The sequence below is a fragment of the Pseudomonas fluorescens genome (genome assembly GCF_000967965.1).
Lineage (GTDB): Bacteria > Pseudomonadota > Gammaproteobacteria > Pseudomonadales > Pseudomonadaceae > Aquipseudomonas > Aquipseudomonas grandcourensis.
Genome location: NZ_LACC01000003.1, coordinates 63560 through 86365 on the forward strand (window position 1 = coordinate 63560; position 22806 = coordinate 86365).

The 22806-nt window shown below is 58.8% G+C and carries 21 protein-coding genes, 4 tRNA genes and 1 pseudogene; 7 read left to right on the forward strand and 19 right to left on the reverse strand.

The features are described from left to right. Positions 1-70 precede the first annotated feature (70 nt). Positions 71-694, reverse strand: coding sequence for a glutathione S-transferase family protein (locus VC35_RS02200; protein WP_046037492.1), 624 nt, complete (start codon positions 692-694; stop codon positions 71-73). 43 nt (positions 695-737) lie between these two features. Continuing rightward, a complete protein-coding gene (locus tag VC35_RS02205; protein ID WP_046037493.1) occupies positions 738-1397 on the reverse strand; it encodes a transglutaminase-like domain-containing protein in 660 nt (219 codons plus the stop codon). 249 nt (positions 1398-1646) lie between these two features. Here VC35_RS02205 and VC35_RS02210 point away from each other — a divergent pair, with 249 nt between their 5' ends. The 5 genes from VC35_RS02210 to VC35_RS02230 all read left to right on the forward strand — a co-directional run bounded on the left by VC35_RS02210 (position 1647) and on the right by VC35_RS02230 (position 7540). After that, positions 1647-4094 carry an acyl-CoA dehydrogenase gene (locus VC35_RS02210; RefSeq protein WP_046037494.1) on the forward strand — a complete coding sequence of 816 codons (2448 nt, stop codon included), beginning with the start codon at positions 1647-1649 and terminating at the stop codon, positions 4092-4094. 74 nt (positions 4095-4168) lie between these two features. Further along, the gene (locus VC35_RS02215; protein ID WP_007991629.1) at positions 4169-4576 is read left to right on the forward strand and encodes a PA2817 family protein; all 408 of its coding nucleotides are present in this window, start codon (positions 4169-4171) and stop codon (positions 4574-4576) included. 619 nt (positions 4577-5195) lie between these two features. Continuing rightward, a complete protein-coding gene (locus tag VC35_RS02220; protein WP_046037495.1) occupies positions 5196-6419 on the forward strand; it encodes a type II and III secretion system protein family protein in 1224 nt (407 codons plus the stop codon). Positions 6420-6538: 119 nt separating this feature from the next. Then, positions 6539-7252 (forward strand): tetratricopeptide repeat protein, encoded by a 714-nt coding sequence (locus VC35_RS02225; protein WP_046037496.1) that lies wholly within the window; start codon positions 6539-6541, stop codon positions 7250-7252. Between the two features lie 18 nt (positions 7253-7270). Then, complete coding sequence (locus VC35_RS02230; RefSeq protein WP_046037497.1) at positions 7271-7540, forward strand: DUF3613 domain-containing protein; 270 nt, start codon at positions 7271-7273, stop codon at positions 7538-7540. A 214-nt stretch (positions 7541-7754) separates the two neighbouring features. Here the strand turns inward: VC35_RS02230 and VC35_RS02235 are convergent, their stop codons facing one another. The 11 genes from VC35_RS02235 to VC35_RS02285 all read right to left on the reverse strand — a co-directional run bounded on the left by VC35_RS02235 (position 7755) and on the right by VC35_RS02285 (position 17880). Continuing rightward, positions 7755-8717 carry a type II secretion system F family protein gene (locus tag VC35_RS02235; protein ID WP_046037498.1) on the reverse strand — a complete coding sequence of 321 codons (963 nt, stop codon included), beginning with the start codon at positions 8715-8717 and terminating at the stop codon, positions 7755-7757. 29 nt (positions 8718-8746) lie between these two features. After that, on the reverse strand, positions 8747-9733 hold the full coding sequence (locus VC35_RS02240; RefSeq protein ID WP_046037499.1) for a type II secretion system F family protein: 987 nt from the start codon (positions 9731-9733) through the stop codon (positions 8747-8749). Next, positions 9730-11172 carry a TadA family conjugal transfer-associated ATPase gene (locus VC35_RS02245; RefSeq protein ID WP_046037500.1) on the reverse strand — a complete coding sequence of 481 codons (1443 nt, stop codon included), beginning with the start codon at positions 11170-11172 and terminating at the stop codon, positions 9730-9732. The genes VC35_RS02240 and VC35_RS02245 overlap by 4 nt, the downstream gene beginning before the upstream one ends. A 3-nt stretch (positions 11173-11175) precedes the next feature. Next, a complete protein-coding gene (locus VC35_RS02250; RefSeq protein WP_046037501.1) occupies positions 11176-12396 on the reverse strand; it encodes an AAA family ATPase in 1221 nt (406 codons plus the stop codon). Then, positions 12390-12872: a TadE/TadG family type IV pilus assembly protein gene (locus tag VC35_RS02255; protein ID WP_046037502.1), complete on the reverse strand. Its 483-nt coding sequence runs from the start codon at positions 12870-12872 to the stop codon at positions 12390-12392. Before VC35_RS02255 ends, VC35_RS02250 begins: the two co-directional genes overlap by 7 nt. Further along, entirely contained in the window at positions 12872-13351 is a 480-nt protein-coding gene (locus tag VC35_RS02260; RefSeq protein WP_046037503.1) for a TadE/TadG family type IV pilus assembly protein, read from the reverse strand. Before VC35_RS02260 ends, VC35_RS02255 begins: the two co-directional genes overlap by 1 nt. Before the next feature lie 8 nt (positions 13352-13359). Further along, positions 13360-14709 carry a TadE/TadG family type IV pilus assembly protein gene (locus tag VC35_RS02265; protein ID WP_046037504.1) on the reverse strand — a complete coding sequence of 450 codons (1350 nt, stop codon included), beginning with the start codon at positions 14707-14709 and terminating at the stop codon, positions 13360-13362. A gap of 75 nt (positions 14710-14784) precedes the next feature. Then, positions 14785-15603, reverse strand: a complete 819-nt coding sequence (gene cpaB / locus VC35_RS02270) for a Flp pilus assembly protein CpaB (RefSeq protein WP_046037506.1) — start codon at positions 15601-15603, stop codon at positions 14785-14787. A gap of 15 nt (positions 15604-15618) precedes the next feature. Further along, entirely contained in the window at positions 15619-16947 is a 1329-nt protein-coding gene (locus VC35_RS02275; protein ID WP_046037508.1) for an ATPase AAA, read from the reverse strand. A 2-nt stretch (positions 16948-16949) separates the two neighbouring features. Beyond that, a complete protein-coding gene (locus VC35_RS02280) occupies positions 16950-17477 on the reverse strand; it encodes an A24 family peptidase (RefSeq protein WP_046037510.1) in 528 nt (175 codons plus the stop codon). 193 nt (positions 17478-17670) lie between these two features. Beyond that, positions 17671-17880 carry a Flp family type IVb pilin gene (locus VC35_RS02285; RefSeq protein WP_046037512.1) on the reverse strand — a complete coding sequence of 70 codons (210 nt, stop codon included), beginning with the start codon at positions 17878-17880 and terminating at the stop codon, positions 17671-17673. A gap of 404 nt (positions 17881-18284) precedes the next feature. Here VC35_RS02285 and VC35_RS02290 point away from each other — a divergent pair, with 404 nt between their 5' ends. Then, the gene (locus VC35_RS02290) at positions 18285-19154 is read left to right on the forward strand and encodes an AraC family transcriptional regulator (protein ID WP_046037514.1); all 870 of its coding nucleotides are present in this window, start codon (positions 18285-18287) and stop codon (positions 19152-19154) included. Positions 19155-19212: 58 nt separating this feature from the next. On the opposite strand, the gene VC35_RS02295 is transcribed toward VC35_RS02290, so the two are convergent. The 4 genes from VC35_RS02295 to VC35_RS02310 all read right to left on the reverse strand — a co-directional run bounded on the left by VC35_RS02295 (position 19213) and on the right by VC35_RS02310 (position 19625). Beyond that, positions 19213-19288 (reverse strand) — tRNA-Gly (locus VC35_RS02295). A gap of 3 nt (positions 19289-19291) precedes the next feature. Beyond that, positions 19292-19367, reverse strand: a tRNA-Glu gene (locus tag VC35_RS02300). Positions 19368-19471: 104 nt separating this feature from the next. Next, positions 19472-19547, reverse strand: a tRNA-Gly gene (locus tag VC35_RS02305). A gap of 2 nt (positions 19548-19549) precedes the next feature. Further along, a tRNA-Glu gene (locus VC35_RS02310) sits at positions 19550-19625 on the reverse strand. 385 nt (positions 19626-20010) lie between these two features. Here VC35_RS02310 and VC35_RS02315 point away from each other — a divergent pair. Beyond that, entirely contained in the window at positions 20011-20769 is a 759-nt protein-coding gene (locus VC35_RS02315) for a hypothetical protein (protein ID WP_046037516.1), read from the forward strand. A gap of 60 nt (positions 20770-20829) precedes the next feature. On the opposite strand, the gene VC35_RS30260 is transcribed toward VC35_RS02315, so the two are convergent. Both VC35_RS30260 and VC35_RS30265 read right to left on the reverse strand, forming a co-directional pair. Continuing rightward, positions 20830-21711: a methyl-accepting chemotaxis protein gene (locus tag VC35_RS30260; RefSeq protein WP_371918576.1), complete on the reverse strand. Its 882-nt coding sequence runs from the start codon at positions 21709-21711 to the stop codon at positions 20830-20832. Next, a pseudogene (locus VC35_RS30265) lies at positions 21691-22794 on the reverse strand (HAMP domain-containing protein); the annotation flags it as partial. The gene VC35_RS30260 and the pseudogene VC35_RS30265, both read right to left, overlap by 21 nt. Between the last annotated feature and the right edge of the window lie 12 nt (positions 22795-22806).

Consider the following 22806-nt stretch of genomic DNA (forward strand, 5'->3'; position numbering starts at 1 on the left):
CCGCAGCGACCTGGCACAATGGTGCTTGTCGCCGCCACACAAGTACAGTCAAGCGTGTCGATAGTGAGTATTAAGTCAACGCGGTCATGACCGCCTTTTGATACGCCGGACGCTGTTTCAACCGGGCATACCAGGCTTGCAGATGAGGTTGCGGCGCACGTTCGATCGGCATCTCGAACCAGGCATAAATGAAACTGCCCAGGGGAATATCACCCATGCCGATCTCGTTTCCGGACAGGTAGGGCTTGTTCGCCAACGCCTGATCGGCCATCGCCAGCAGCGTGTCGCATTCCTTGATCGCCGCCTTGATGGCGGTCCAGTCCTGCTGGTCTGCCGGGGTACGCAGCACACCCCAGAACACAGTACGGAACGGGCCGGCAAAGCTTGAGGTGGTCCAGTCCATCCACTTGTCGGCAGTGGCGCGGGCCTTGAGATTGTTCGGGTACCAGGCCGTGCCGTCGGCATGCAAGGCCATCAGGTAACGCACGATGGCGTTGGATTCCCACAACACAAAACCGTCGTCTTCAATGACAGGCACGCGGCCATTGGGATTCATGGCGCGGTATTCGGGCGTATCGACGACACCAAAGGCGCCACCGGCATCAATCGCCTCATAGGCCAGTCCCAGTTCTTCGGCGGCCCACAATGGTTTTCTGACATTCGATGAGTTTTTCCGACCCCAGATCTTCAGCATGACCGCCTCTTTTTCGGTAAGTGGGCAGGCAGCATACGCCGGATCAGGCGCGACTCAAATCGCTCTGCATGTCGCCCAGCAACGGTTGCTGCTGCTCACCGAACAGGTGCGGATAGCATTTTTCCAGGTGTTCGAAAAAGAACACTTCAGGTACGTCGGCGAACTGGCCGTGATCGACGAGGTACTCCATCAGCTTCGCGCCATCGCGGTTGAACGGATGAAAAACGCTGTCGTTGACCCCGTCGAATTCCAGCGGCGCCACATTGAACAGGTCGCAGAGTTTGCGGTTGAACGCTGGCGTCGCCTTGACCCAACGATCCCGCAGATAAAACTCGGTGTAGCCGTGCATGGCGAACATGTCGCTCTTGAGCAACTCAAGCAGCCGTGGCGTCGACAGATGATTGCGCACATCCGCCAGGCCGATCCGCGCGGGAATCCCGCAATGCCGTGCTGCACCTGCCAGCAACGTGGCCTTGGGCACGCAGTAACTCTCCCCGGCCGCCAGCGCATAACTGCCGCGCAGGGTCTGCGGATCGCGACTGAAGGTGTACGGGTTGTAGCGCACCGCTTCGCGCACGGCGTAATAAAGACTGATCGCCTGCTCCAGCGGATCGCGACTGGCGCCACGGTGCTTTTCGGCGAACTCCACCACGGACGGATGGTCACTATCGATGAAGCGGCCGGGACTCAGATACTCGTGCATGAGAATAATCTCCTGGGGAAGCCCCGAGTCTAGCGAGAGCTTCAGCACAGAGATAACGACGTTTCGGCCAAACTTGGGCGCTTTGCCGCTCGCTCGATGAACGCTTTTCCCACGTGTGCGGCCCATTTGTCGCACGAAAATCATCCGGGGTTTCCCACGATTCCAATCACATCGTTCCAACCAGCCTGTTTCGCGGATGCCGTCTAAGCTCTGTGGGCTGGTTCGCCCTGGTTTCACGGAGGAATGAATATGCTGTTGTTGTGGATACTGGTTCTGCTGGTCGGGATTGCCTATTTGGCCCACCGCCGCATCGCCCCGCTGCCCGCCTTGGTCATCGTGGCCATCTATGTCGTGGCCATGGGCGCTTTCAGCCGCGCGCCGGGCTGGTTGCTGCTGGTTTACTGGGTACTGATCGCCGCCGTCGCAGCCCCCCTGCTGCTGCCCGACCTGCGCCGCAAACTGTTCAGCGCGCCGATGTTCAACTGGTTCCAGAAAACCCTGCCGCCCATGTCGCAAACCGAACGCGATGCCATCGACGCCGGCACGGTCTGGTGGGACGGCGAACTGTTCAGCGGCCGTCCGGACTGGAGCAAACTGCTGTCCTATCCCAAGGCGCAATTGAATGAAGAGGAACAGGCTTTCATCGATGGGCCGACCGAAACACTCTGCGCCATGGTCAGTGAATGGCAGCTCGGTCAAACCATGGACCTGCCGCCGCAAGCCTGGACCTTCATCAAGGACAACGGCTTTTTCGCCCTGATCATCCCCAAGGAGTTTGGTGGCAAGGGCTTCTCCGCCTACGCCCACTCGCAAGTGGCGATGAAACTGGCGAGCCACAGCGGCGACCTCGCCTCCACCGTGATGGTCCCCAACTCCCTCGGCCCGGCCGAACTGTTGCTGCATTACGGCACCGACGAACAACGCAATCATTACCTGCCTCGCCTGGCGCGCGGCGACGACATCCCGTGCTTTGCACTGACCGGTCCGCTGGCCGGCTCCGACGCCGGCGGCATGCCGGACTCCGGGGTGATCTGCAAAGGAGAATGGGAGGGCCAGGAAGTCCTCGGCCTGCGACTGAACTGGGAAAAGCGCTACATCACCCTCGGCCCGGTGGCCACCCTCCTCGGCCTGGCTTTCAAGGCCTACGATCCGGATCACCTGCTGGGCGACAAGGAAGACCTGGGCATCAGCCTGGCGCTGATTCCAACTGACATCGCCGGTGTCGAGATCGGCCGCCGGCATCTGCCGTTGGGCGCCGCATTCATGAATGGCCCGAACTCCGGCAAGGACGTGTTCGTCCCGCTGGAGTTCCTCATCGGCGGCCAGGAAATGCTCGGCAAAGGCTGGATGATGCTGATGAATTGCCTGTCGGTCGGGCGTTCGATTTCCCTGCCGGCGGTGGGCACCGGCATGGCCAAGTTCACCAGCCTGGTCACGGGCCAATACGCTCAGGTTCGCGAGCAGTTCAATGTGCCAATTGCTTCGTTCGAAGGCATCCAGGAAGCCATGGCACGCATTGGCGGCAACGCCTGGATGATGGACGCCGCCCGCATGCTGACCGCCAATGCGGTCGATCTGGGCGAGAAACCGTCGGTGCTGTCGGCGATTCTCAAGTACCACCTGACCGAACGCGGCCGCGACTGCATCAGCGATGCCATGGATGTGCACGGCGGCAAGGCGATCATCATGGGGCCGAACAACTACCTTGGTCGCAAATGGAACGGCGCGCCGATTTTCATCACCGTCGAAGGCGCGAACATTCTTTCACGCAACCTGATGATCTTCGGCCAGGGCGCGATTCGCTGCCATCCCTTCGTGCTCAAGGAAATGGCCCTCGCCGGCCGTGAAGACAAGGATCAGGCGCTCAGAGAGTTCGATGAGCTGCTGCTCAAGCACATCGGTTTCGCCGTGGGCAACGCCGCCAGTACGCTGGTGCTCAATCTCGGTTTCGGGCACCTGGAACACACCCCGGGCGACAAACTCAGCCAGGGTTATTTCCGCGCCCTCAACCGTCAGGCCGCTGCATTCGCTCTGCTCGCCGACCTCAGCATGATGTTGCTGGGCGGCGCACTGAAACGCCGCGAACGCCTGTCCGCACGACTGGGCGACGTACTGAGCAACCTTTACCTGGCGTCCGCCGCACTCAAGCGCTACAACGACCTCGACTCACCGCAGTACATGACACCACTGGTGGCCTGGGCCATGGAAGAAAGCCTCGGCCAAGCGGAACGGGCCATGGATGAACTGCTGAGCAACTTCCCGAACAAAGTCGTCGGCTGCCTGTTGCGAGTGATCGTGTTCCCGTTCGGTCGCCGACACAAAGGGCCATCGGACAAACTCGGTGCCGAAGTCGCTGGGGTGATTGGCCGCGCCAAGGGCGACCCGGCACTGGAGGAAGTGCTCCTGGGTTGCTACCGCCCGCAAGGGAGCGACGATCCGGTCGGCGCATTGCAACACGCCTGCAATCTGTTGAGCGCCGCACAGCCGTTGCAGAAGAAGTTGCATGTGGCACTCAAGAGTGGCCAGGTCAAACCGGTGGCCGGCGAGTCGGTGATCGATGCTGCCCTCGAAGCTGGCGTGTTGCAACCGGTGGAAGCCCAAACCCTGCGTGAAGCCGAGGCGGCCCGGCGCAAGGTGATCGATGTCGATGACTTTGACCAGGAGGCCTTGGTACTGGCCGAGGGAAAAGTCCGCTGATCCCTTCAAACATGTAAAAACGGGCGCGGGCGCTTTATACTCCCGCGCCCGTTTTGCTCTTGAGGACTTATCTCGTGTCCAACATCGTTGCCGATCATCTCGTTTTACTCGACCACCTGCGCAGCATCCTGGTCGCCGTAGGTGAGGCCGAGCAGGTTCCCGAAGAAAGCCATGCCTTGTTCCTTGAGCGCTTCGACGAGCTGCTGGCGTCACTGCCGATCGATCCGATCGAAAGCCAATACCTGGGCCAGGACATCCTGACTCAAGTCATTTCCCGTTATCCGCAAATCGCCCACCTGATTCCACGGGATCTGCTGTGGTATTTCGCCGGTGACTGCCTGCACTACTTGTCCGATGAAGAAATCGACCTGTATCAGGCACTGGAAGAGCGCCGCTTCGAAGCCGAACAGAACGACGAACCTTTCGACTGGAACCAGGAAAAGCAGCTGCTGGCGCTTTCGAACCAGGACAGCAAGCACTGATCTTCAATCAGTGATGCCAAAGGCCCGCATGCTTGAGCATGCGGGCCTTTTTTTGTTTATTGCCTTCAACGCAACCCGCCAGTTTCAGGCAACCGCACTGTGCTGCGACCTTGCCCGCCCCCTCCGCCCGCCCGCCTGATTCGAGCCTTTGCACCAATAGTTTTCTCTCTAACTCATGGCACTTTGGTTTGATTGAACTACCTTCAAACTACAAGAAGTCATAACGGCTCGAGTTTCCACGTTAGCTTCAGTGATCAGATAGCGGATTGGCAAAAGGAGTTACCTCACCATGATCCTGACAGGCGTTTTCCGGCTCTGTACCTGCATTGCCGATTACTTTCAGGGGGAACCAGGACAGCGGACAGCGCCGTCCATAGCCGCGAGTATCGCTCTTGCCGGCAGTCCAGGTCACCGGATCACTGAAAACCGTTTCAGCAAAGGTCGCTCGCTATCCAGCCGGATCAGCGAATTGCGCCCGCTCGTGTGTAGCACGCAAGGAATAACGCCTGGGCCATGGATGAGTGGTCTGGCGCATTGGGGGGGATAGTCCGATCCCCATGAAGTGATCCGAGACAACTCGGCCTGACTAAAGATGGCCTATCCAGCGAGGATGTACTCAATGAGCTTTCGTACCGAGCCCGCTTTCAAGCGAATTATCCATGGCCTGTTCTGGATGGGCCTCAGCGTGGAAGCGGCTCAGGCCGCGCCGGCCAATTGCCCGCAACTGGACAATTGGCCGACAACGTACGAGGTCGGTCAGGGACTGCAGAATGAACTGCGCAGCCCCGTTCCGGTCACGCAACTGGCGGTGGGTGACCCGAAAATTGCCGACGTGCAACCCAGCGGCAGCAACGCCTTCATACTCACGGGCATTGCGCCGGGGACCACCAGCCTGATGGTCTGGACCGCCTGTTCGAAAACGCCGCGCCAAAGCATGGTATTCGTCAAGGGCAAGGCCACGTCAGCGCTGACCAGCGCGCCGACGGTGCCTTCCGACGACCCGCTGCTGCCTAGCCAGGTGCAGACCGATATCCGCTTCGTTGAAGTCAGCCGGACCAAGCTCAAGGAAGCCTCCGCCTCGATTTTCGGCATCCGGGGCAACTGGCTGTTCGGCTCGCCGAGAACCTTGCCCACCATCGGCGGCATTGTCACGCCGGCGATACCGGTGAACAACGACAACTTCAACCTCACGTTTGCTACCGGCAATACCCTGGTGGCGATCAACGCGCTGGAAGGCAGCGGTTTCGCCTACACCCTGGCGCGACCAAGCCTGGTAGCGCTCAGTGGGCAGAGTGCGAGCTTCCTGGCCGGCGGTGAAATACCGATTCCGGTGCCCAGTTCAGGCAGTGATAACGTGTCCATCGAGTACAAAGAATTCGGTATCCGCCTGACTCTGACGCCGACCATCATCGGGAAAAACCGTATCGCACTGAAAGTAGCGCCGGAAGTCAGTGAACTGGACTTCACCAACGCCGTGAGCATCGCCGGCACGGTAGTCCCGGGCCTGACCGTGCGCCGTACCGATACCAGCATCGCCTTGGCCGACGGCGAAAGCTTCGTCATCAGCGGCTTGATCAGCTCCCGCAACAATTCCCAGGTGAACAAGTTTCCGGGGCTGGGCGATATCCCGGTTCTGGGCGCGTTTTTCCGCGACAACACCATCAACCGTGAAGAGCGCGAACTGCTGATGATCGTTACCCCCCATCTGGTCCAGCCACTGGCTGCCAATGCACAACTACCGTCATTGCCTGGCGAGCAGCTGCGCAATTACGACCCGAACTTCTACCGCATGTTCTTCCTGGAAAATGGCGACTTCGACAGTCTCAGTGGGCTCTCGCAATGAGCCGAAACCTGAACCGGACTGACCTCGCCCTCACTCGTAACGGTGACTTTGAACGCTTGTCAGGCCAGCTATATTGCCATTGGCCAGGCGTTCAACGTGTTGTAGCCAGAGGACCTTCGATGAAAGCAGTCATTGCAATTGCGGCGACATTAATGCTCGCAGGTTGTGCCAGCAATGGCATTTCTTCGCGACCGGCCAGCTGTGCCAAGCCTGGTTCGGAGCAAGAACTGGCCCTGAACCTGGCCGACAACATGGCCGACGAAGGCCGTTTGTATGCCAGCCTGGCGAATCTGGAAGGATTGCCCGATGACCTGGTCCAGGTTCGCCTGCGCAAGGCTCGGGTGCTGCGCTTGATGGGGCGTAGTGGCGACGCGCAGCCGTTGTATCAAAGCTTGCTCGGCACCTGTCTGGCGGCTGAAGGGGAACATGGCCTGGGCCAGTTGGCCGCCGCCAAAAATGATAACGCCAGCGCTGCCACTCACCTTGAGCGTGCGGTGAAGATGGCCCCCACCGACGACAGAATGCGAAATGACCTGGGAGTCGTCTACCTCAATCAGCGACGGATCCCTGAAGCACGCTTTGAGTTCATGACCGCCATGGAGCTCAAGCAGGCAAACACACTGGCGGCACTCAATATGGTGACGCTGCTGATCTACCAGGATAACTGGAAGGCGGCGGCCGACCTCGTGACCCGCGCCGATTTGAGCCCCAAGCAATTCGCGGAGGCTCAAACCCGCGCGGAAAAACTCAAGGCCTCCGCCAAAAAAGTGGTGGCTACCGATGGGAATCGCAAGACTGAGGTAGCCGATGCCTCTACCAGTGCGAACAAGTAGAACGTACGAGGAGTCGAGATGAATACCAAACGGCTGTTGATCGTGTGCACGGCTTGCCTGTCAACCACTGCCTGGGCCATTGAGCCGGGGCCCACTTCGCCGTATCAACAAGGCACCGAGCAGTGGTTGCAACTGCAGATCCGCGGTGTGGTTGCCTCCCCTCACCTGCAAACCGCTTCGGCCACCGAACGTGACCTGGCTATGCAGCGCTGGCTCAATAGCTTCAACTACCCGATTCCGGAGTTTTATGACCAGGATGCAGCGGGACAAATGACCATCGGCAACTGAGTCGTGTCGATGGGTGATCAGCCTCTGGCGTAGTTCAGAGTGGCCTGGCTGAAAAGCCGGGCTTGATGTCGTGTGCAGGAAAGCAGTGGTATCTATACAGTATCCAACCCTGACCGGATTACCCCGTAGTAGCTGTGTGAACCTATGGCAGGAAAGTGCAGGTCAGACTCGGGTGGCAAGGCTGTCGCACTCGACAGCCTCAAGCCGTTTGAGCTCACCTGAATGCTCTCAACACCCCGATCAGGGCTGGGCCGATGGCTACCAGAAAGAAGCTCGGCCACAGGCAGAAAATCAGCGGAAATATCAGTTTGGTACCGATTTTCGCCCCTGCCTCTTCGGCGGCCTGGGTGCGCCGGTCACGGAATTCATCGGCATAGATACGCAGGGTGTCGGCCACGCTGGTACCAAAGCGGATGCTCTGCGCCAACAGACTGACCAACCCTTGTACGTCATCCAGACCAGTGCGCCTAGCCAATTGCTTGAGGGCCTCGGTACTGCTAATACCCGCGCGGATTTGCGCATTGACCAAGGCCAGTTCTTCGGCCAGTTCGACCTGACTGACCGACATTTCCTCAGCCACCCGTTCGATGGTCGTGGGCAAGGCCAGGCCCGACTCCACGCACACCACCATCAGATCCAGCGCATCCGGAAACGCGGCACGCAGCCGGCCTTGTCGCAACTCTTTGCGCTTGGCGACATACAGTGCTGGCACCAACCATCCAATAGCGGCCACCATGGCCACCAACAGCAACCCCATGTTGAGGGACACCTTGGGAATCATCGGCAACAGCAGCAACGCAATACCGATCAATAACAGCGGCAATATCAAGCGTACCGCCCAGTACATCTGCACTGCCGACGAGGAGCGGTATCCCGCATGCATCAACAGGGTCTGGGTGACGGACGTCTGAGCCGACTCGGCCGAGGCAAAACGCTGGCCGACCCGCTCCAGCAACAGTTGCAGGTTACCCGGAGCTTCCTGTCCGGTCGTGTTGCCTAAATGGCCACGCTTGATCAGCGCCAGACGCCGCTGCACCGGGTCCTGAAGACCCTGCATCAGCAAGATCACGGCGGCGACTGCAAGCACCGTACTCAAACCGATCGCGCCAAGGAACAACAGGCGCGCCATCTCCTCGTTCCCCGTGACCCGACTGAACAACCCGAGCAAAAAGTCCATGACCTGTACCTCCCGGTAGCGAACACCGCTTAAACTTGAATCCGGATGATTTTGCGTATCCAGAAAATCCCGATCAACATGGCGCAGAACGCCCCGATGATCAGCTTGTGACCGGTGGGATCATTGATCAGCACAGGCAAGTAACTGGGAGTGGTGAGTATGATCGCGATCGCCAGTACGAAGGGAATCGCCACCAGCACCCAGGCCGACATGCGCCCTTCCGCCGACAGGGTTTTGACTTTGCGCTGAAAGCGGAAGCGTCCGCGAATCAGCCGACTCAGACGCTCCAACACCTCAGTCAGATTACCGCCGGTCTCGCGATGGATGAGGATCGAGGTCACCAGCATCATCACCGTCATGCTCGGTATGCGCTCCAGCAGGCCGAGCATGGCCCGGCGCACATCGTTGCCATAGTTGATATCGGCGAAGGTCAGGCCGAACTCATGAGCGACCGCCCCCCTGTGTTCCTCGGCCACCAGGCGCAGGGTTTCGTTGAAGGGGTGCCCGGCGCGCAGAGCGCGGCACATGGCATCCAGCGCATCCGGCAGGCCTTCCTCAAACTCAGCGAAACGCTTGCCACGGTCGTGAGAGATTTTCAGTATGGGAAACCAGAAAATCGCGAAACCCGCCACCAGCGCCATCCACCAGACTGACGAGACCATCCAGATCAAGATACCCACCCAGAGACTCAGCACCAGCCCGAGTAGCAATACGCGGTAGGCCCGGTATTCGTGCCCGGACTGCTCAATCATTTGCGTCAATGCCTCCATCAAGGGCAGCTGCTCAAGCCTGGCCTCCAGGGGCGACAAACGCGTCAGGTACTTCTGCCGCAACACCGTCTGCATGTTGGGCAAATTATTGGCTTTCTCCAGTACATGCAGGCGGCCACGGATGCGCTTGCGCATCTTGCCGGCCTCGCCAAACACCGGCACAGCCACACTCTGGGACAGGAGGAAGACGGCGATAAACACCATGCCGAGGAACATCAGAATGAATTCACCAGGAATACTGTTCATGACTGCCGTGCCTCCATCCACTCAGGCCTGAACATCGTCAGCGGCAACTCGATGCCGCGCTTGGCCAGTACATCGCGGAAGGCGGGGATCATGCCGCTGGGTCGATAATCACCCAGCACTTCGCCGTTTTCGCCCATGCCATGGCGCGCGAAGGAGAAGATTTCGGTCATGGTGATGATCTCGCCTTCCATGCCGTTGATCTCCTGCACGCTGACCAGCCGGCGCTTGCCGTCCTCCTGGCGTTCCAGCTGGATGACCACATCGATAGCCGATGCGATCTGCTGACGCATGGCCTTGATCGGGAAGGTCGCCCCGGTCATCGACACCATGTTCTCGATCCGCCCCAACGCATCGCGTGCGGTGTTGGCGTGAATCGTGGTCAGCGAGCCGTCGTGACCGGTGTTCATCGCCGTCAACATGTCCAGCGCCTCGGCGCCGCGCACTTCGCCGATCACAATGCGGTCCGGACGCATCCGCAGGCTGTTGCGCACCAACTCCCGCTGGCTCACCTCGCCGCGCCCCTCGATATTCGAAGGCCGGGTTTCCAGGCGCACCACGTGGGGCTGCTGCAGTTGCAGTTCGGCCGAATCCTCGATGGTGACGATCCGCTCGTTTTGCGGAATGAAACTGGACAGGACATTGAGCATGGTGGTCTTGCCGCTGCCAGTACCGCCGGAAATCAGCACGTTCAAGCGCCCACGGACAATCGCCTTGAGCAGCAGGGCAATGGCCGGGGTCAACGTCCCTACCTGAATCAGGCTGTCGGTATTGAGCAGGTCCACCGCAAAGCGCCGGATCGACATGCTCGGGCCATCGATGGCCAACGGCGGGATAATCGCGTTGACCCGCGAACCGTCCTTGAGCCGGGCGTCCACCAACGGCGAAGACTCGTCGATACGCCGACCCAGGCTGGAAACGATGCGGTCAATGATGTTCAGCAAATGCTGATCATCGCGAAAACGCACATCGGTGCGTTGCAACTTGCCAAAGCGCTCGACATAGACCGAGGCAAAGCCGTTGACCAAAATGTCGGACACGCTGTGATCGGCCAGCAACGGTTCCAGGGGGCCAAGACCGAGCACCTCGTCGGTGATCTGCTTGATGATCAACTGGCGGCTGGAAGTACTCACCGGTGCCGAATGCTCATCGAGCAGGCGCTGGCAAATATCGCGAATCTGTCGCGCGGCCTCAGCCTGTTCAAGGGAGTCCAGCAAGGACAGGTCCATGACCTTGAGCAATTGCTGGTAGATCTTTTCTCGCCATTCGGCCTCCACCGGGGTGACCTGACTTCTGGTTTCGTAAAGAACGTCCGGCGTTGCACGCTCCCACGCCATTATTTCCTCTGCCGGATCCTGCAGGTCGTCACCCGGCTGGTTAGCCGACGATGAGGCGGTTTTAGCGGACTGTTTGCGCAAGCGGTTACGAAAGTCGCTGATCATGGGTCATCCCCCGAAAAAACGGTTGAAGGCGCGTTTGAGCAAGCCTTTGTTTCCAGCTATCTGGTTGCCGACCAACTCCTCGGTCATGTCGCGCAGGGCAGCGGTGATCGCCGCCTTCGGCGCATGCAGCCCCAACGGCACGCCAGTGTTCTGACTCTGGCTGACCAGATTGAAGTCATTGGGTAATTTCGACAGGTTCGTGCAGCGCAGCGCCTCGCCGATATCCTTGAGACTGACCGCTGCCGCCTTGTCAAAGCGATTGACCACTATCTGCAACTGATCCCCACGCACGCCCAGGTCTTCGCGAAGAATCCGCACCAGAGAGCTTGCATCCCGAAGATGGCTGACGCTCTGCTGCACCACCACGTACACCCGGTCCACCTGTTCCAGCACGGAGCCGGTGAGGTGGTCGATTTGCCGTGGCAGATCGATCACTACCCAGTCATAGCTGGCGCGGGCCAATTGCAACAGGGTGTCAAGTTGCTCAGGCTGGGCATCCTGCGGCAGACACAGCTCACCGGCCCGCCCCCCCAGCACATGCAAGGTCGGGCTGAAGTGGCTGCAAAATCCCCGTAGCGCGACACTGTCCATACCGTCGATCTGATGCAACACCTCCAGGTGGCTGTGGGTTTGCGCCACATCCAGGTAGTGCGTCACGCTGCCAAATTGCAGGTCCATATCCAGCAAAAGGGTACTGCCACCCTTCATGCTCAACTGCTGAGCCAGGTTGCAGGCCAGCATGGTGCCGCCGGATCCGCCCTTGGAGCTGATCACGGCGATCAATTTCCCTTCTGCCCCGCTGCCGGTCCGAACCTCCATGACCAGACGATTCAAAGCGGCAACCAGTTCTGTCTCGGCGACGGGCTCGGGCAGCACGTCACGGGCGCCGGCCTGCATCGCCAGACGCATGCCTTCCTGTTCGCTCAGCAGTCCGCACACCAGCATCGGCGGGCGCTCATGGGCCGGGCGCTGCAACAGTGCCGCCAGCTCTTCACGCCACAGGTGGCTGACGCGCAACAGCAGCAGATCGGGCATCCGGTCCAGGCCGTAGAGCGGGTCGACATGCCCATTGCTCACCAGGCGAGTGCTCACCTCCAGGCTGGGCATGCGTTGGCAGACGCTCTGCAGGTCGCGCAACGACGGGGCATCACGGCTGCTGATCAGCAACCTGAGCCCGGCTTTGCCGGTCGAACTGGAGAGTGGAGTGTCCTTGGTATTTAACATGGCGTGATCTCCCCGGAATCGGAATGACGCCCGAGGCTTTCGCGTGGCAACGTTGCCTGGAATGTAGGCAGGGTAATAGACACGCCGAACCCGGGAATGAACAATTTGAATACGTAGTCTGGCAGACTCAACCGGACATAGCGGATGGCACGAAAGCCGCTGGTAGTGGGGTTGGCTACCAGGTCACCCTTTACGTCCAGGTAGGTCAACTCCAGCTTGGTGGTTGCCAGCCCGCCAATCAGCCGGCTATTACCTGTATCGCCCGCCGCGTTGAAGATCGCCCGCCGCAACACCACCACATCGCCGATATCGCACACCGCGGCCAGTCGCGTACCACGGCGCACGACTTCATCCAGCGCATTGACCGTGAAGTACAGGCGGCCCATCTCCAATACGCCGAACAACAGCGTGAATACCAGCAGACCAATGAAGGCGAACTCCACCAAATAGGCGCCGCGCATGCGTTTGCGATTCATCACAGAGCCCTCATGACGGTAGTGGCGACCAGCGGAATATTCAGTGCAATCCGATTACCAAAAAAACCGGGAAGCGCTCCAGTGCAAATGCTTACGCCAATCACCGGGCAGAACGTGTAAGTGATGGTGACCCGCACATGGTCGGTGTCCACCGGGGCGACGACCACGTTATCAGTCGTCAACCCTGACACCACAGCGGTCCCGGTGTTGGCAGGCACACCATAGACTGCAACGTTTTTCGTCTGGATCTGCAGCGTATCGCTCAGAACGACCTTGCCAAGCGTTGAGTCCCAAGCCTGACCGGCGACGAAACGGTCGGCATCGCGGCTGGCTTGCAGCAGCAGGTTGTACTGGTAGAGCATGCGACCGAACTCACCGAAGGCCAGCAACAGCAGGAGCAACACCGGCAGGACCAGGGTGAATTCCACTATGGCCAGGCCTTGCTGGCGCTGCGGATGTTTAAATCCGTGAAGTCTCATGACGCCTCCTACGAGTCAGTGCTCGGAGTGGGAGTGCCGCTGTCGTTGCGATAGGTTTTGTAGAGCTGAATGATCTGCGGGCCGGCATCGGTTGACGGTGAGGGGCCGGCCACGTTGTCGCCTTCGCACTTCTTCACGAACTGGCCGAAGATCGACGCATCTCCGTTAGTGGCTGGCTGAATCACGAAAAAACAGCCAAAACCAAGAACTGGAATCGAACCGGCCCCATCATTTTTCCCGGAACAGTCGCCAATCACGACTTTCAGAACTCGCCGTTCGAACGCGCCATTGCGCTGACAGTCAGTACCCGAGCCAGCAACACAGGCAGCAGAGCTGGCAAGCCAGTCGTTGTAACCGAGCAACGGTTTGCCGCCGGCGTAGAGATTGCCGTCGCTCACGGTGACTGGCTGGCCACCGGACTCCACCTGCGGCGGGTCCTGACCTTTCGCTTTGTTGGTCATCAACGGCGTGCTGTAGCTAATCACCAGATCCGACGGATAGGTGCTGGCGCTACCCCCGAGGGGACCGGAGTAATCGCCGAAGCGAGTATTCAAGCCTTGAACAGCAGGGCCAGCCGTATTGCCAGGCTTGGTGAGAACTTCGTCCCCTACATTCCGGCATTTCGAGATTTCTCCGGCCAGGTCCTCCCTGACCGTACTGCCGCCCGAACCAAAATCGAGCAATTGAAAGTTTCCTGGTCCAATTGAGTCGTTTTTGTTTTGGGCGGTCTTCAATACCTGCAAATCACCGAAGTTGAAGCCGAACGGGCTGCTCTTGGTCGCGTCGCCACAGACCATCAAAGGTGTAAGATCACAGGGGCTTGCAGGGCTGGGACCTGCAGTGGCGATCGCCGCCACCGCTTTGTTCCCCACACCGCCAGAGCCGAATGCCTGGGCGAAGTTCCAGAAAAATCCTCTCAGGCTATAGTTCGGCACCGATACCCGAACATATTTGGCATTCGCCGGCCCGGGAAAGGCGAACGGGCCATAGACGCTGCTTGCCAGTTCCACCACTGCAAATGCACCGGCGTTGCTGCCGACAGCCGTGGCCAATTCTTTGTTACCTGTAGCAATGGCATTCTGTGTCAACGTGTGGAGCGCGGCGGTACGCGTCGCGTCGGCCGCGCTGACACTGTTGATGCCACCCGTCACCTGACTCAGGGTTTTGGCGCCACTCAAGGCGGCGGCGTCCACCGCATTCTGCAGGCGTGTCTTGTTCAGCAACATGTGTCCGCCGTCCAAAGCCAACGCCGCCATCATGGCCATCGCCGCCAACGCGATCACCATCAATACACTCACCGATCCTTCCTGGCGCCTTGGCGTCGAAGTGAACGGCCGCTGAATACGAAGATTCATCATCAAGCCCTCGATTGCCGATACTGATCCGGATCGGTTCCGCCAATACCTGGGTGCCCAGGTGCCCCTACCGCCCTGTCAACGCATGTTCACTACACTGGCCTCGACTCCACGGATAATGGTGACGGCTCTGCCACCCTCTCCATTGCCACGCGGCACCACGTGTTTTGACTCTGTGGCGGTAGCCATCGCCATGACCGGTGCGGCAGGTGCGGCAGGTGCAACGGTCGCGATTTTTCTTTCGGTGTTCAGCGGGTTGCGCAAAGTCAATTGCAATTTCCCTTCCGATTGCGCCGTGACCAGGGTTTCAGCCTCTGCGGTCGTCATCTCCAGCGTCACTGCACGCACCACCACCGGTTGGGTTTTGTCGGTACCTGCAGTCTGATCCACCGCCAACACCCGCAAATTTTCGAGGATGGTCTTGGACACGGCGTTGTTGCCGGCACTTTCCGAGCGTTTGGTCGCCAGTACGTCGACCCGGTTACCCGGCAACAGGAATCCGCCCACGCCGACCACATCGTCCACCCGTACCGATATCGCGCGTTTGTCAGGCGCAATCAAAGAGGCCAGGGTGCTGCCACCCAAGTGCTCGCTCAGACGCGCACCGCGCACGATGTCGCCCCGCAGAATGTCGAACGTTGCAATCTTGCCCACGGCTTTTTCGCTGGCATCGAAGGCATCGTCCGGGATCGTATCCATGGGCATGCGTACGGTCGTGACCTGCTGGGCCTCGACCATCTGCCCGAATGGAATCTCTACCGTGGCGACCACCACGCTTCGAAGGTGGTCATCCGGGCTGGCATTGAGCCGCGCGCTCAGCCAGGAGTCGGCCATCCATGCAGCCCCAAGGCCCATGGCCAGAGAAACACCTATCAGGGTAAGCGTACGAGAGCTCATGTCATTATCTCCGTATCAAAGAAAGTCGAGCTGGACGAAGTAGTTGTGCCAGGCCCATTCCAACTCTTTCGGTGACAGTGGTCCGGAACCGCCCATATAACGCTGGCGATCGAGTGCCATGTTCAGGAGATCGCGGGGATGGCAAGGCACCAGGGGCATGCCTTCACTTGCATACAGCCTTTGCAGCACATAACGCAGCAGCAGCGGGTCATAGGAAATGCCCAAACGCTCGCTTTCCTGACGCCAGATCTTTTCGTACTGCTCGGGCTTCAGGTAACCGAATTGCAGCTTGTAGCCAATCCGGCGAAGGAAGGCCTCATCGGCCAGCTCCAGGGGATTGAGGTTGGTGGAAAACACCAGGATCAGATCGAAAGGCAGCTCGCAATGCCGACCGCCGCCCAGGTTGAGGAAATCGCGTTTCTCTTCCATCGGGACGATCCAGCGATTCAGCAGCTCGGCGGGTGCCATGCGCTGGCGCCCCATGTCGTCGATGATGAACAGGCCATTGCTGGCCTTGAGCTGCAAGGCGGCCTGGTATTGACGGGTGAAAGGGTCATAGCGAACGTCCAGCTGCTCCATGCTCAACTCACCGCCCGTGATGACGATCGGGCGTTTGCAGCACAGCAGTCGGCGATCGACCCCTTCGTTGAGCATCAGATTATTCTGTTGAGCGTTATCATCGAGCCGCTGATGCACCTGCGGGTCATAGATCTCGATCACCGACTCGTTGATGACGATGGCATAAGGGACCCATATGGCCTCGGCGAACAGACGGATCAACCGACTGCTGACATAAGTCTTGCCGGTACCCGCGGGGCCATAAATCATGATCGCGCGCCCGGAGTTCATCGCCACACCCAACTGATCGAGCATCTCCTCCGTGAGCACTACACCAGCAAGGGCATTGCGCATATCGTTGGCGTTGATGCGACCATGGTGAATGGTCTGTAGCTTGATCAGGGACCGGTAGGTACTCACCGGGAACGGTGCCGCACCGATATAACCACTGCGCGACAGGGCATCGCGGGCGGCACTGCGGCCACGTTCGGTCAGGCCATAACGCAGCATCTGTCCGCCCGTTTGACTCGCCTGGCCCAGCACTTCGACACGGCCATCCTTGCGCAGAAACGCCAGGACCTCTTCAAGTACCGCGCCGGTCAGCGCCAGGCGCTCCACCAGCCGCGACATGTCCAGCACACCGGCATCAAACAAATGCTTGCACACCAACTCGCCGAGAAAACTGTCGGTCAGGCCAGTTTCGCGGATAGTGCAGGGCTGAGGAGCCAGGCGTTGCACCGCGTTCCGATCGCTGGGGTAGGCATCACTATCGACGATGACGTGCATGTCTAACCTCCGAATCCACCGGCAGTGAGTTGCCAGTAGATGGTGTTCAAAGTGCCGATCAATATTGCAATCGAATAGGGGAAAGGCTTGCCGGCTACTTCATCTGAAGTTGGCGCCAGATAAGCGTGCGCCCTTAGAATCAACCAATAGCGTCCCAGGGTCTGACGCAATTGACCGCGAAACAGCACTATTAATAAACCGCATACACCACCGGCTATCAGGCTGAACATTGCAGCCCACAATGCATAATGGAACGGTAGAAAACTGCCGACCATGGCCATCAACTTCACGTCACCGGCAGCCATGCCACCGAAGGCGTACATTGGCAGAAACAGCGCAAAACAGATCAAGATGCCCAGCAGGCTGTCACCCAATCCGCTGACACCACCTGAATACATTTGACCGATCAATCCCAAGGCAAGCCCCAACAGGACGAGCATGTTGGGAATACGGTGACGAAGCAGATCGCTCACCACCGCCACGCCCAAAAGTCCTATCAGTAAAACCATCGATAGCAGTTCCGTGGACATGGCATGTCTCCCTACAGGTGTTAATCGTTAGCACGCAACGTTGTTATTGGTGGCCTTGAACAGCGCAGTGATTTGCGCTCTCTACGCAAACTGACGGGGACAACGCGAAGTCCATTAAGAAAGCTGCCGGCGCCCTATTAGAAATAATGGCAACTGGCTATCCCATGGACATCGACGCGTCCCCCAGCGGGAATTACGGTGCGGCGGGGGGAGTGCAAGCGGAACCCTTAATCGCATCGCACAGCGCCTGTATTTTGTCCTTAACCTCTAATCCAAGGGTCGAGAACAATCCGACGACAAGCGCCGTAACCAACCCTCCGGCTACCGCGTATTCCACAACGGTCAGGCCATCTTCGTCTTTGACGAACTTCACTACCGAAGCCTTGATTGTTTGCATGATCATTTTGCCCACCTCACTCGAATGTTGTTTTTTCTGAGGCAGTACTTTCTGCGCTGCCTGATGCAACACTAGTCAGGGGCAAGGCATAGGCGTTAGGAGGATTTTGCACATCGTTAGGACTTTTTTGCGGGGCGGCCAAATACGGAACATTGGCCTTTGCAGAAGTAACGAGGGGTAAACAATGCATTGAAACGCAAAGGCAATTGCCATTGATTCACAAGCGACAGGCGGCTCAACCCGGGTTTGCCGACAACACACAAGCAAACACTCGCCCAGGGCAGCCTTCCAGAGGACTCATAGAGCGAAAAGAACTAAAACTCGCCTGTTCTATCGGGATTAAATCTGCAAAGTGATAGCACATTGGCAATACTGGCGATGAGAGTCACTAGAACCCCCAGAGTAGAGACATGACGTCCAATTTGACCAAAAGGCCATCGCTCCTATGGTTCGATCTGACTCATGATCGGTCCACGAAAGAACTCGTCACGCAGTTCGAGGACGCCTGCGACTGCAAACTGGCAAAAAACTCCGTGTTGCCCATCGGGGAACACGCAGACATGATCTGCATCCATTTTGATCGCCCCGACACGCCAGGTTTGCGGCTATTGCTGGAGATCAAACGCACCTCCCCCACCATCCCAATTACCATGTTCACCGTGCAACACTCGGAGGAACTGGCTGTATGGGCCATGCGCTCCAGCGTCTGGGAATACATGGTGCTCCCACTCTCGCCCAACGAGAAGAAGCGTTACCTGGCGGCGGTGGTGCAGCTCTGCGAGCTGCGCCGAAATTTCAACGGCCTGGACAAGTCATCGCAGATCGACCATTCCCCGACGCTGCCGGACAGCATCCGGCTGACCTCAGGACACCAAAAACACCAGGCGCTGAACAGCGTCATGCTGTACATCGAACAGCACTTTCGAGACAGCATCGATCAGAGGGATCTGGCGCAGCGCTGCGGCATGACGACATTTCGCTTCAGCCGCCTGTTCAAGGAAGCCAATGGACTGGGCTTCACCGATTACATCCTGGACAAGCGCATGAACTTCGCCAAAGACCTGCTCGACAACAGCCAGATGCCGATTACCAGCATCGGCTATGAGGCCGGCTTCAAGGATCCTTCCTACTTCGCCCGTGCCTTCAAGCAGTTCGCAAATTGCACGCCCAGCGAATACCGCCTTGTACGGCAAATCAGGGCGACCGCAGCTGCGCAACAGGTGCTGGATGAGAAAACCACTGAGACGCTCGAAAGCCTGGTACAAACCCTCAGCGGTTGATCTGGTTTTTTACGCACAAACAAAAACGCCGCTCAATGAGCGGCGTTTTCGTTAAATATGGAGCGGGAAACGAGACTCGAACTCGCGACCCCGACCTTGGCAAGGTCGTGCTCTACCAACTGAGCTATTCCCGCAAATGGCGTCCCCTAGGGGACTCGAACCCCTGTTACCGCCGTGAAAGGGCGGTGTCCTAGGCCACTAGACGAAGGGGACACGCTACCCGAAACACATGGTGTGTGTTTCGGTGTCCAGAGCCGCATCCGAAGACTTGGTTCTGGTTTCACTCAGCCCTGCCCGAAAGCAACGCTGTTTAAAATTGGAGCGGGAAACGAGACTCGAACTCGCGACCCCGACCTTGGCAAGGTCGTGCTCTACCAACTGAGCTATTCCCGCATTGGCGTCCCCTAGGGGACTCGAACCCCTGTTACCGCCGTGAAAGGGCGGTGTCCTAGGCCACTAGACGAAGGGGACACACGTACAACATTCACTCCCTGCTTCGTTTCGCTGTGTGCTTTACGCTGCAAGTGGCGCGCATTCTATGGATGGATTGAGAGGTCGTCAACCCCCTGATATAAATTTATTTAAATCAATGACTTCACCCTGCTTTTGGGAGCCGTTGCGGTTTTTCCGCTGCCCGGCGTTTGACGCCTATATTCTGGCACCCGCCAAGACGTTATAGTCCACCGGGTGATGGCAATCTGTATATCGAGTGCCATCATTTATAGATGCGGGGCTCCGGCCGATATAAGTACAAGCATGTCCGATCCAACCCGTCGTGCGGGCCTGGGCGCTCAAATGCCAAGCCACCAGACTCGCATGCGTAACCTATAAAGAGGTCTTACCGGTGACGCCACTCATGATCACCCTGCTAGTCGTAGCCGGGATCGCACTGTTGATCGCCATTGGCTACATGAACCATGTGGTGGAAAACAACAAGCTGGAAAAGGCCCGTACCAAGATCGAGCTCAACGATCGCCTGCGACGCTGCGGCGAAATCACCGAGACGTTCCCCGGCCAGCTGATGACCCCGGCACTCAAGCTACTGTTGGCCCGCCTGGAACTGAACGTCTGCCAGCGCCTGCTCAACCTGGAAAAATCCAGCGCCAACCTCAAGGCACGGATCGCCGAACTGGAGGCCCTTGTCGGCCAGGGTGAATCCATCCCGGTCAACAATCCGCCAGCACCGATCCAGACCGAAGCCAAGGCCAAGGATGTACGCTTCCTGCTCGAAGCCCTGCACGGCCAGATTACCCGTGCGGCACAGGACGGCTTCTTGCCCCCCAACGAAGCCAAGCGCTGGATTCGTGAAGTGCGCCACATCCTGGTGCTGCTGCACATCGAGTTCTTCAACAACCTCGGCCAGCATTCCCTGCAACAGAACCAGCCCGGGCAGGCTCGCCTGGCATTCGAGCGCGGCGTGCAATACCTGCGCAAACAACAGGACCCACAGGTCTACGCCGAGCAACTGGAGTACCTGGAAAAACTCCTGGCCCGCGCCAACGATCAGGTCATGGATCGCATCGCGCCGGTCGAAGGCGAGGTCAACCAGTTGACCGAAGGCCTCAAGGACGTCGAGGCTGACGCGGACTGGAAGAAAAAAGTGATCTACGACTGATCAGCGAAAATGAAAAAAGCCACCGAGAGGTGGCTTTTTTTGGTCTGACCGATGATCAGTTCAAAGCCTGAAATGCCCCACCATCCCCTTCAGTTCAACCCCCAGTTGTGCCAGCTGAATACTGGACGCTGCATTGCCCTGCATCGCCAGCGATGACTGATCGGCACTGGCGCGAATACTGGTGACACTGCGATTGATCTCCTCGGCCACCGAGCTCTGTTCCTCGGCCGCCGCGGCGATCTGCTGGTTCATCTGCTGGATCAACGACACCGCCGCCGCAATGCTTCCCAGCGCACTCTCGGTCTGCAAGGCATCACTGACCGCCAGCTTCACCAACTCACCACTGCTCTGGATCTGCTGCACCGACGACTGCGCCGCCGAGCGCAAAGCGCTGACCAGGCGTTCGATTTCCTCGGTCGATTGCTGGGTTCGCTTGGCCAGCGCACGCACTTCATCGGCCACCACCGCAAAGCCCCTACCCTGCTCGCCGGCCCGGGCCGCCTCGATCGCCGCGTTCAATGCCAGCAGGTTGGTCTGCTCCGCCACGCTCTTGATCACACTCAAAACCGTGCCGATGTTCTGGATTTCCGCACTCAGGCTTTCGATGCTCGAACTGGCCGAGGTGGCCGAGTCCGCCAGTTGCTCGATCCGCGCCATGCTCTGGCGCACCACCTGCTGACCACTTTCAACCTTGCCGTCAGCCGTTTGCGCTGCCAGGGCCGCCTCCTCTGCATTACGTGCGACATCATGCACCGTGGCCGTCATCTGATTCATTGCGGTGGCGACCTGTTCGGTTTCCTCTTTCTGCGTGCTGACTTCGAGATTGGTCTGTTCAGTCACCGCCGACAGCGATTGGGCGGAAGTCGCCAACTGCTCGATACCCGACTGCAAGCCGCTGACTATATGGCTGAGTCCCGCGCCCATTTGTTGCATTGCCTGCATCAACTGGCCAATTTCGTCACGGCGGGTCACGTCAATGGTCGCACTCAAATCCCCCGAGGCAATCTGCTGCGCCACCTGAATCACGCTGCGCAGCGGTGCCACGATCAACCGGGTGATGAACCACGCGGCAACCAGCCCGACCAGCAAGGCCAGGGCGGAAGAGCCAATGATCAGCAGCGAGTTCTTTTTCAGCTCGGCCTGCATCGCCAGGTCTTGCGCGACATAAGCCTGATCCACCCGCTCGACCACTTGGGCCGCGCGCTGATGCAATTGTTGATAGACGGTTTTTTCCTGCTCCAGCAGGCCGGTGTACTCGGCAAGCTTGTCACTGAAACTGGTGATATGGCCCATCACCTCATTGAGGACGGTCTGGTACCCCTCGTCCTTGACCGTGGTCTTGAGCTGCTCGGCCTGGGTCAGTGCCTGGCTGGCCTGTTCGATCTTGCCCTGCCCGGCGCTGTCGTCGCCTTTACGACTTTGATCCAGGCGCACGCGAGCTTCATTCATGGCTTGCAGCATCAAGCGTGAAACCTGGCCGACCTGGCTGGCCTGATCGATGAATTGCGCACCATCTTTGCCTTCGGAATCTTTCAGCGTATAGGCGCCGTCATCGGCGAGCCCGGACTGCAATACATCAAGATTATTGGCCACGCTGGACACCGACCAACTGGCCATTTCCAGGGCCAGGTCCTTGGCCTGGGTGAGCGAGACAAACTCGTCGAAGGCCTTGCGATAGGCCCCCAGGGACTGTTCGACATCATTCATCACCGGCACGTTGGCCGCAGACGCGGCCTTGAGCTGGCCGGCCAAGGCGATCAGGCCATCGACGCCCTCGTGCAGAGCATCGACGGTTTTTGGGTTGCCGTGCAGGGCGTACTCCTGCTCCAGCAGCCGCACCTTGAGCAGACCGCTGTTGAGCGATGACATTTGCTTGAGCCCGTCGAAGCGCTGGCTGATGGTTTGCAGGGACCAAACACCAATGCCTGCCACCAATGCAGTCAACAACAGCACCAGGACAAACCCGACACCCAGTTTTTTCGCCATACCGAGGTTGGCAAAACGTCCTTGCACGGCCGAATTCATTGCACTTAGTCC

Excerpts from the sequence above, each read along its gene's own strand:
- VC35_RS30260 (WP_371918576.1), bottom strand. The coding sequence starts at position 21,711 with ATGCAGGCAATGCAACAAATGGGCGCGGGACTCAGCCATATAGTCAGC.
- VC35_RS02225 (WP_046037496.1), top strand. The coding sequence starts at position 6,539 with ATGAAAGCAGTCATTGCAATTGCGGCGACATTAATGCTCGCAGGTTGT.
- VC35_RS02250 (WP_046037501.1), bottom strand. The coding sequence starts at position 12,396 with ATGTTAAATACCAAGGACACTCCACTCTCCAGTTCGACCGGCAAAGCC.
- VC35_RS02255 (WP_046037502.1), bottom strand. The coding sequence starts at position 12,872 with ATGAATCGCAAACGCATGCGCGGCGCCTATTTGGTGGAGTTCGCCTTC.
- VC35_RS02315 (WP_046037516.1), top strand. The coding sequence starts at position 20,011 with ATGATCACCCTGCTAGTCGTAGCCGGGATCGCACTGTTGATCGCCATT.
- cpaB (WP_046037506.1), bottom strand. The coding sequence starts at position 15,603 with ATGAGCTCTCGTACGCTTACCCTGATAGGTGTTTCTCTGGCCATGGGC.
- VC35_RS02220 (WP_046037495.1), top strand. The coding sequence starts at position 5,196 with ATGAGCTTTCGTACCGAGCCCGCTTTCAAGCGAATTATCCATGGCCTG.
- VC35_RS02240 (WP_046037499.1), bottom strand. The coding sequence starts at position 9,733 with ATGAACAGTATTCCTGGTGAATTCATTCTGATGTTCCTCGGCATGGTG.
- VC35_RS02280 (WP_046037510.1), bottom strand. The coding sequence starts at position 17,477 with ATGTCCACGGAACTGCTATCGATGGTTTTACTGATAGGACTTTTGGGC.
- VC35_RS02230 (WP_046037497.1), top strand. The coding sequence starts at position 7,271 with ATGAATACCAAACGGCTGTTGATCGTGTGCACGGCTTGCCTGTCAACC.
- VC35_RS02200 (WP_046037492.1), bottom strand. The coding sequence starts at position 694 with ATGCTGAAGATCTGGGGTCGGAAAAACTCATCGAATGTCAGAAAACCA.
- VC35_RS02260 (WP_046037503.1), bottom strand. The coding sequence starts at position 13,351 with ATGAGACTTCACGGATTTAAACATCCGCAGCGCCAGCAAGGCCTGGCC.
- VC35_RS02285 (WP_046037512.1), bottom strand. The coding sequence starts at position 17,880 with ATGATCATGCAAACAATCAAGGCTTCGGTAGTGAAGTTCGTCAAAGAC.
- VC35_RS02205 (WP_046037493.1), bottom strand. The coding sequence starts at position 1,397 with ATGCACGAGTATCTGAGTCCCGGCCGCTTCATCGATAGTGACCATCCG.
- VC35_RS02210 (WP_046037494.1), top strand. The coding sequence starts at position 1,647 with ATGCTGTTGTTGTGGATACTGGTTCTGCTGGTCGGGATTGCCTATTTG.
- VC35_RS02265 (WP_046037504.1), bottom strand. The coding sequence starts at position 14,709 with ATGATGAATCTTCGTATTCAGCGGCCGTTCACTTCGACGCCAAGGCGC.
- VC35_RS02235 (WP_046037498.1), bottom strand. The coding sequence starts at position 8,717 with ATGGACTTTTTGCTCGGGTTGTTCAGTCGGGTCACGGGGAACGAGGAG.
- VC35_RS02245 (WP_046037500.1), bottom strand. The coding sequence starts at position 11,172 with ATGATCAGCGACTTTCGTAACCGCTTGCGCAAACAGTCCGCTAAAACC.
- VC35_RS02290 (WP_046037514.1), top strand. The coding sequence starts at position 18,285 with ATGACGTCCAATTTGACCAAAAGGCCATCGCTCCTATGGTTCGATCTG.
- VC35_RS02275 (WP_046037508.1), bottom strand. The coding sequence starts at position 16,947 with ATGCACGTCATCGTCGATAGTGATGCCTACCCCAGCGATCGGAACGCG.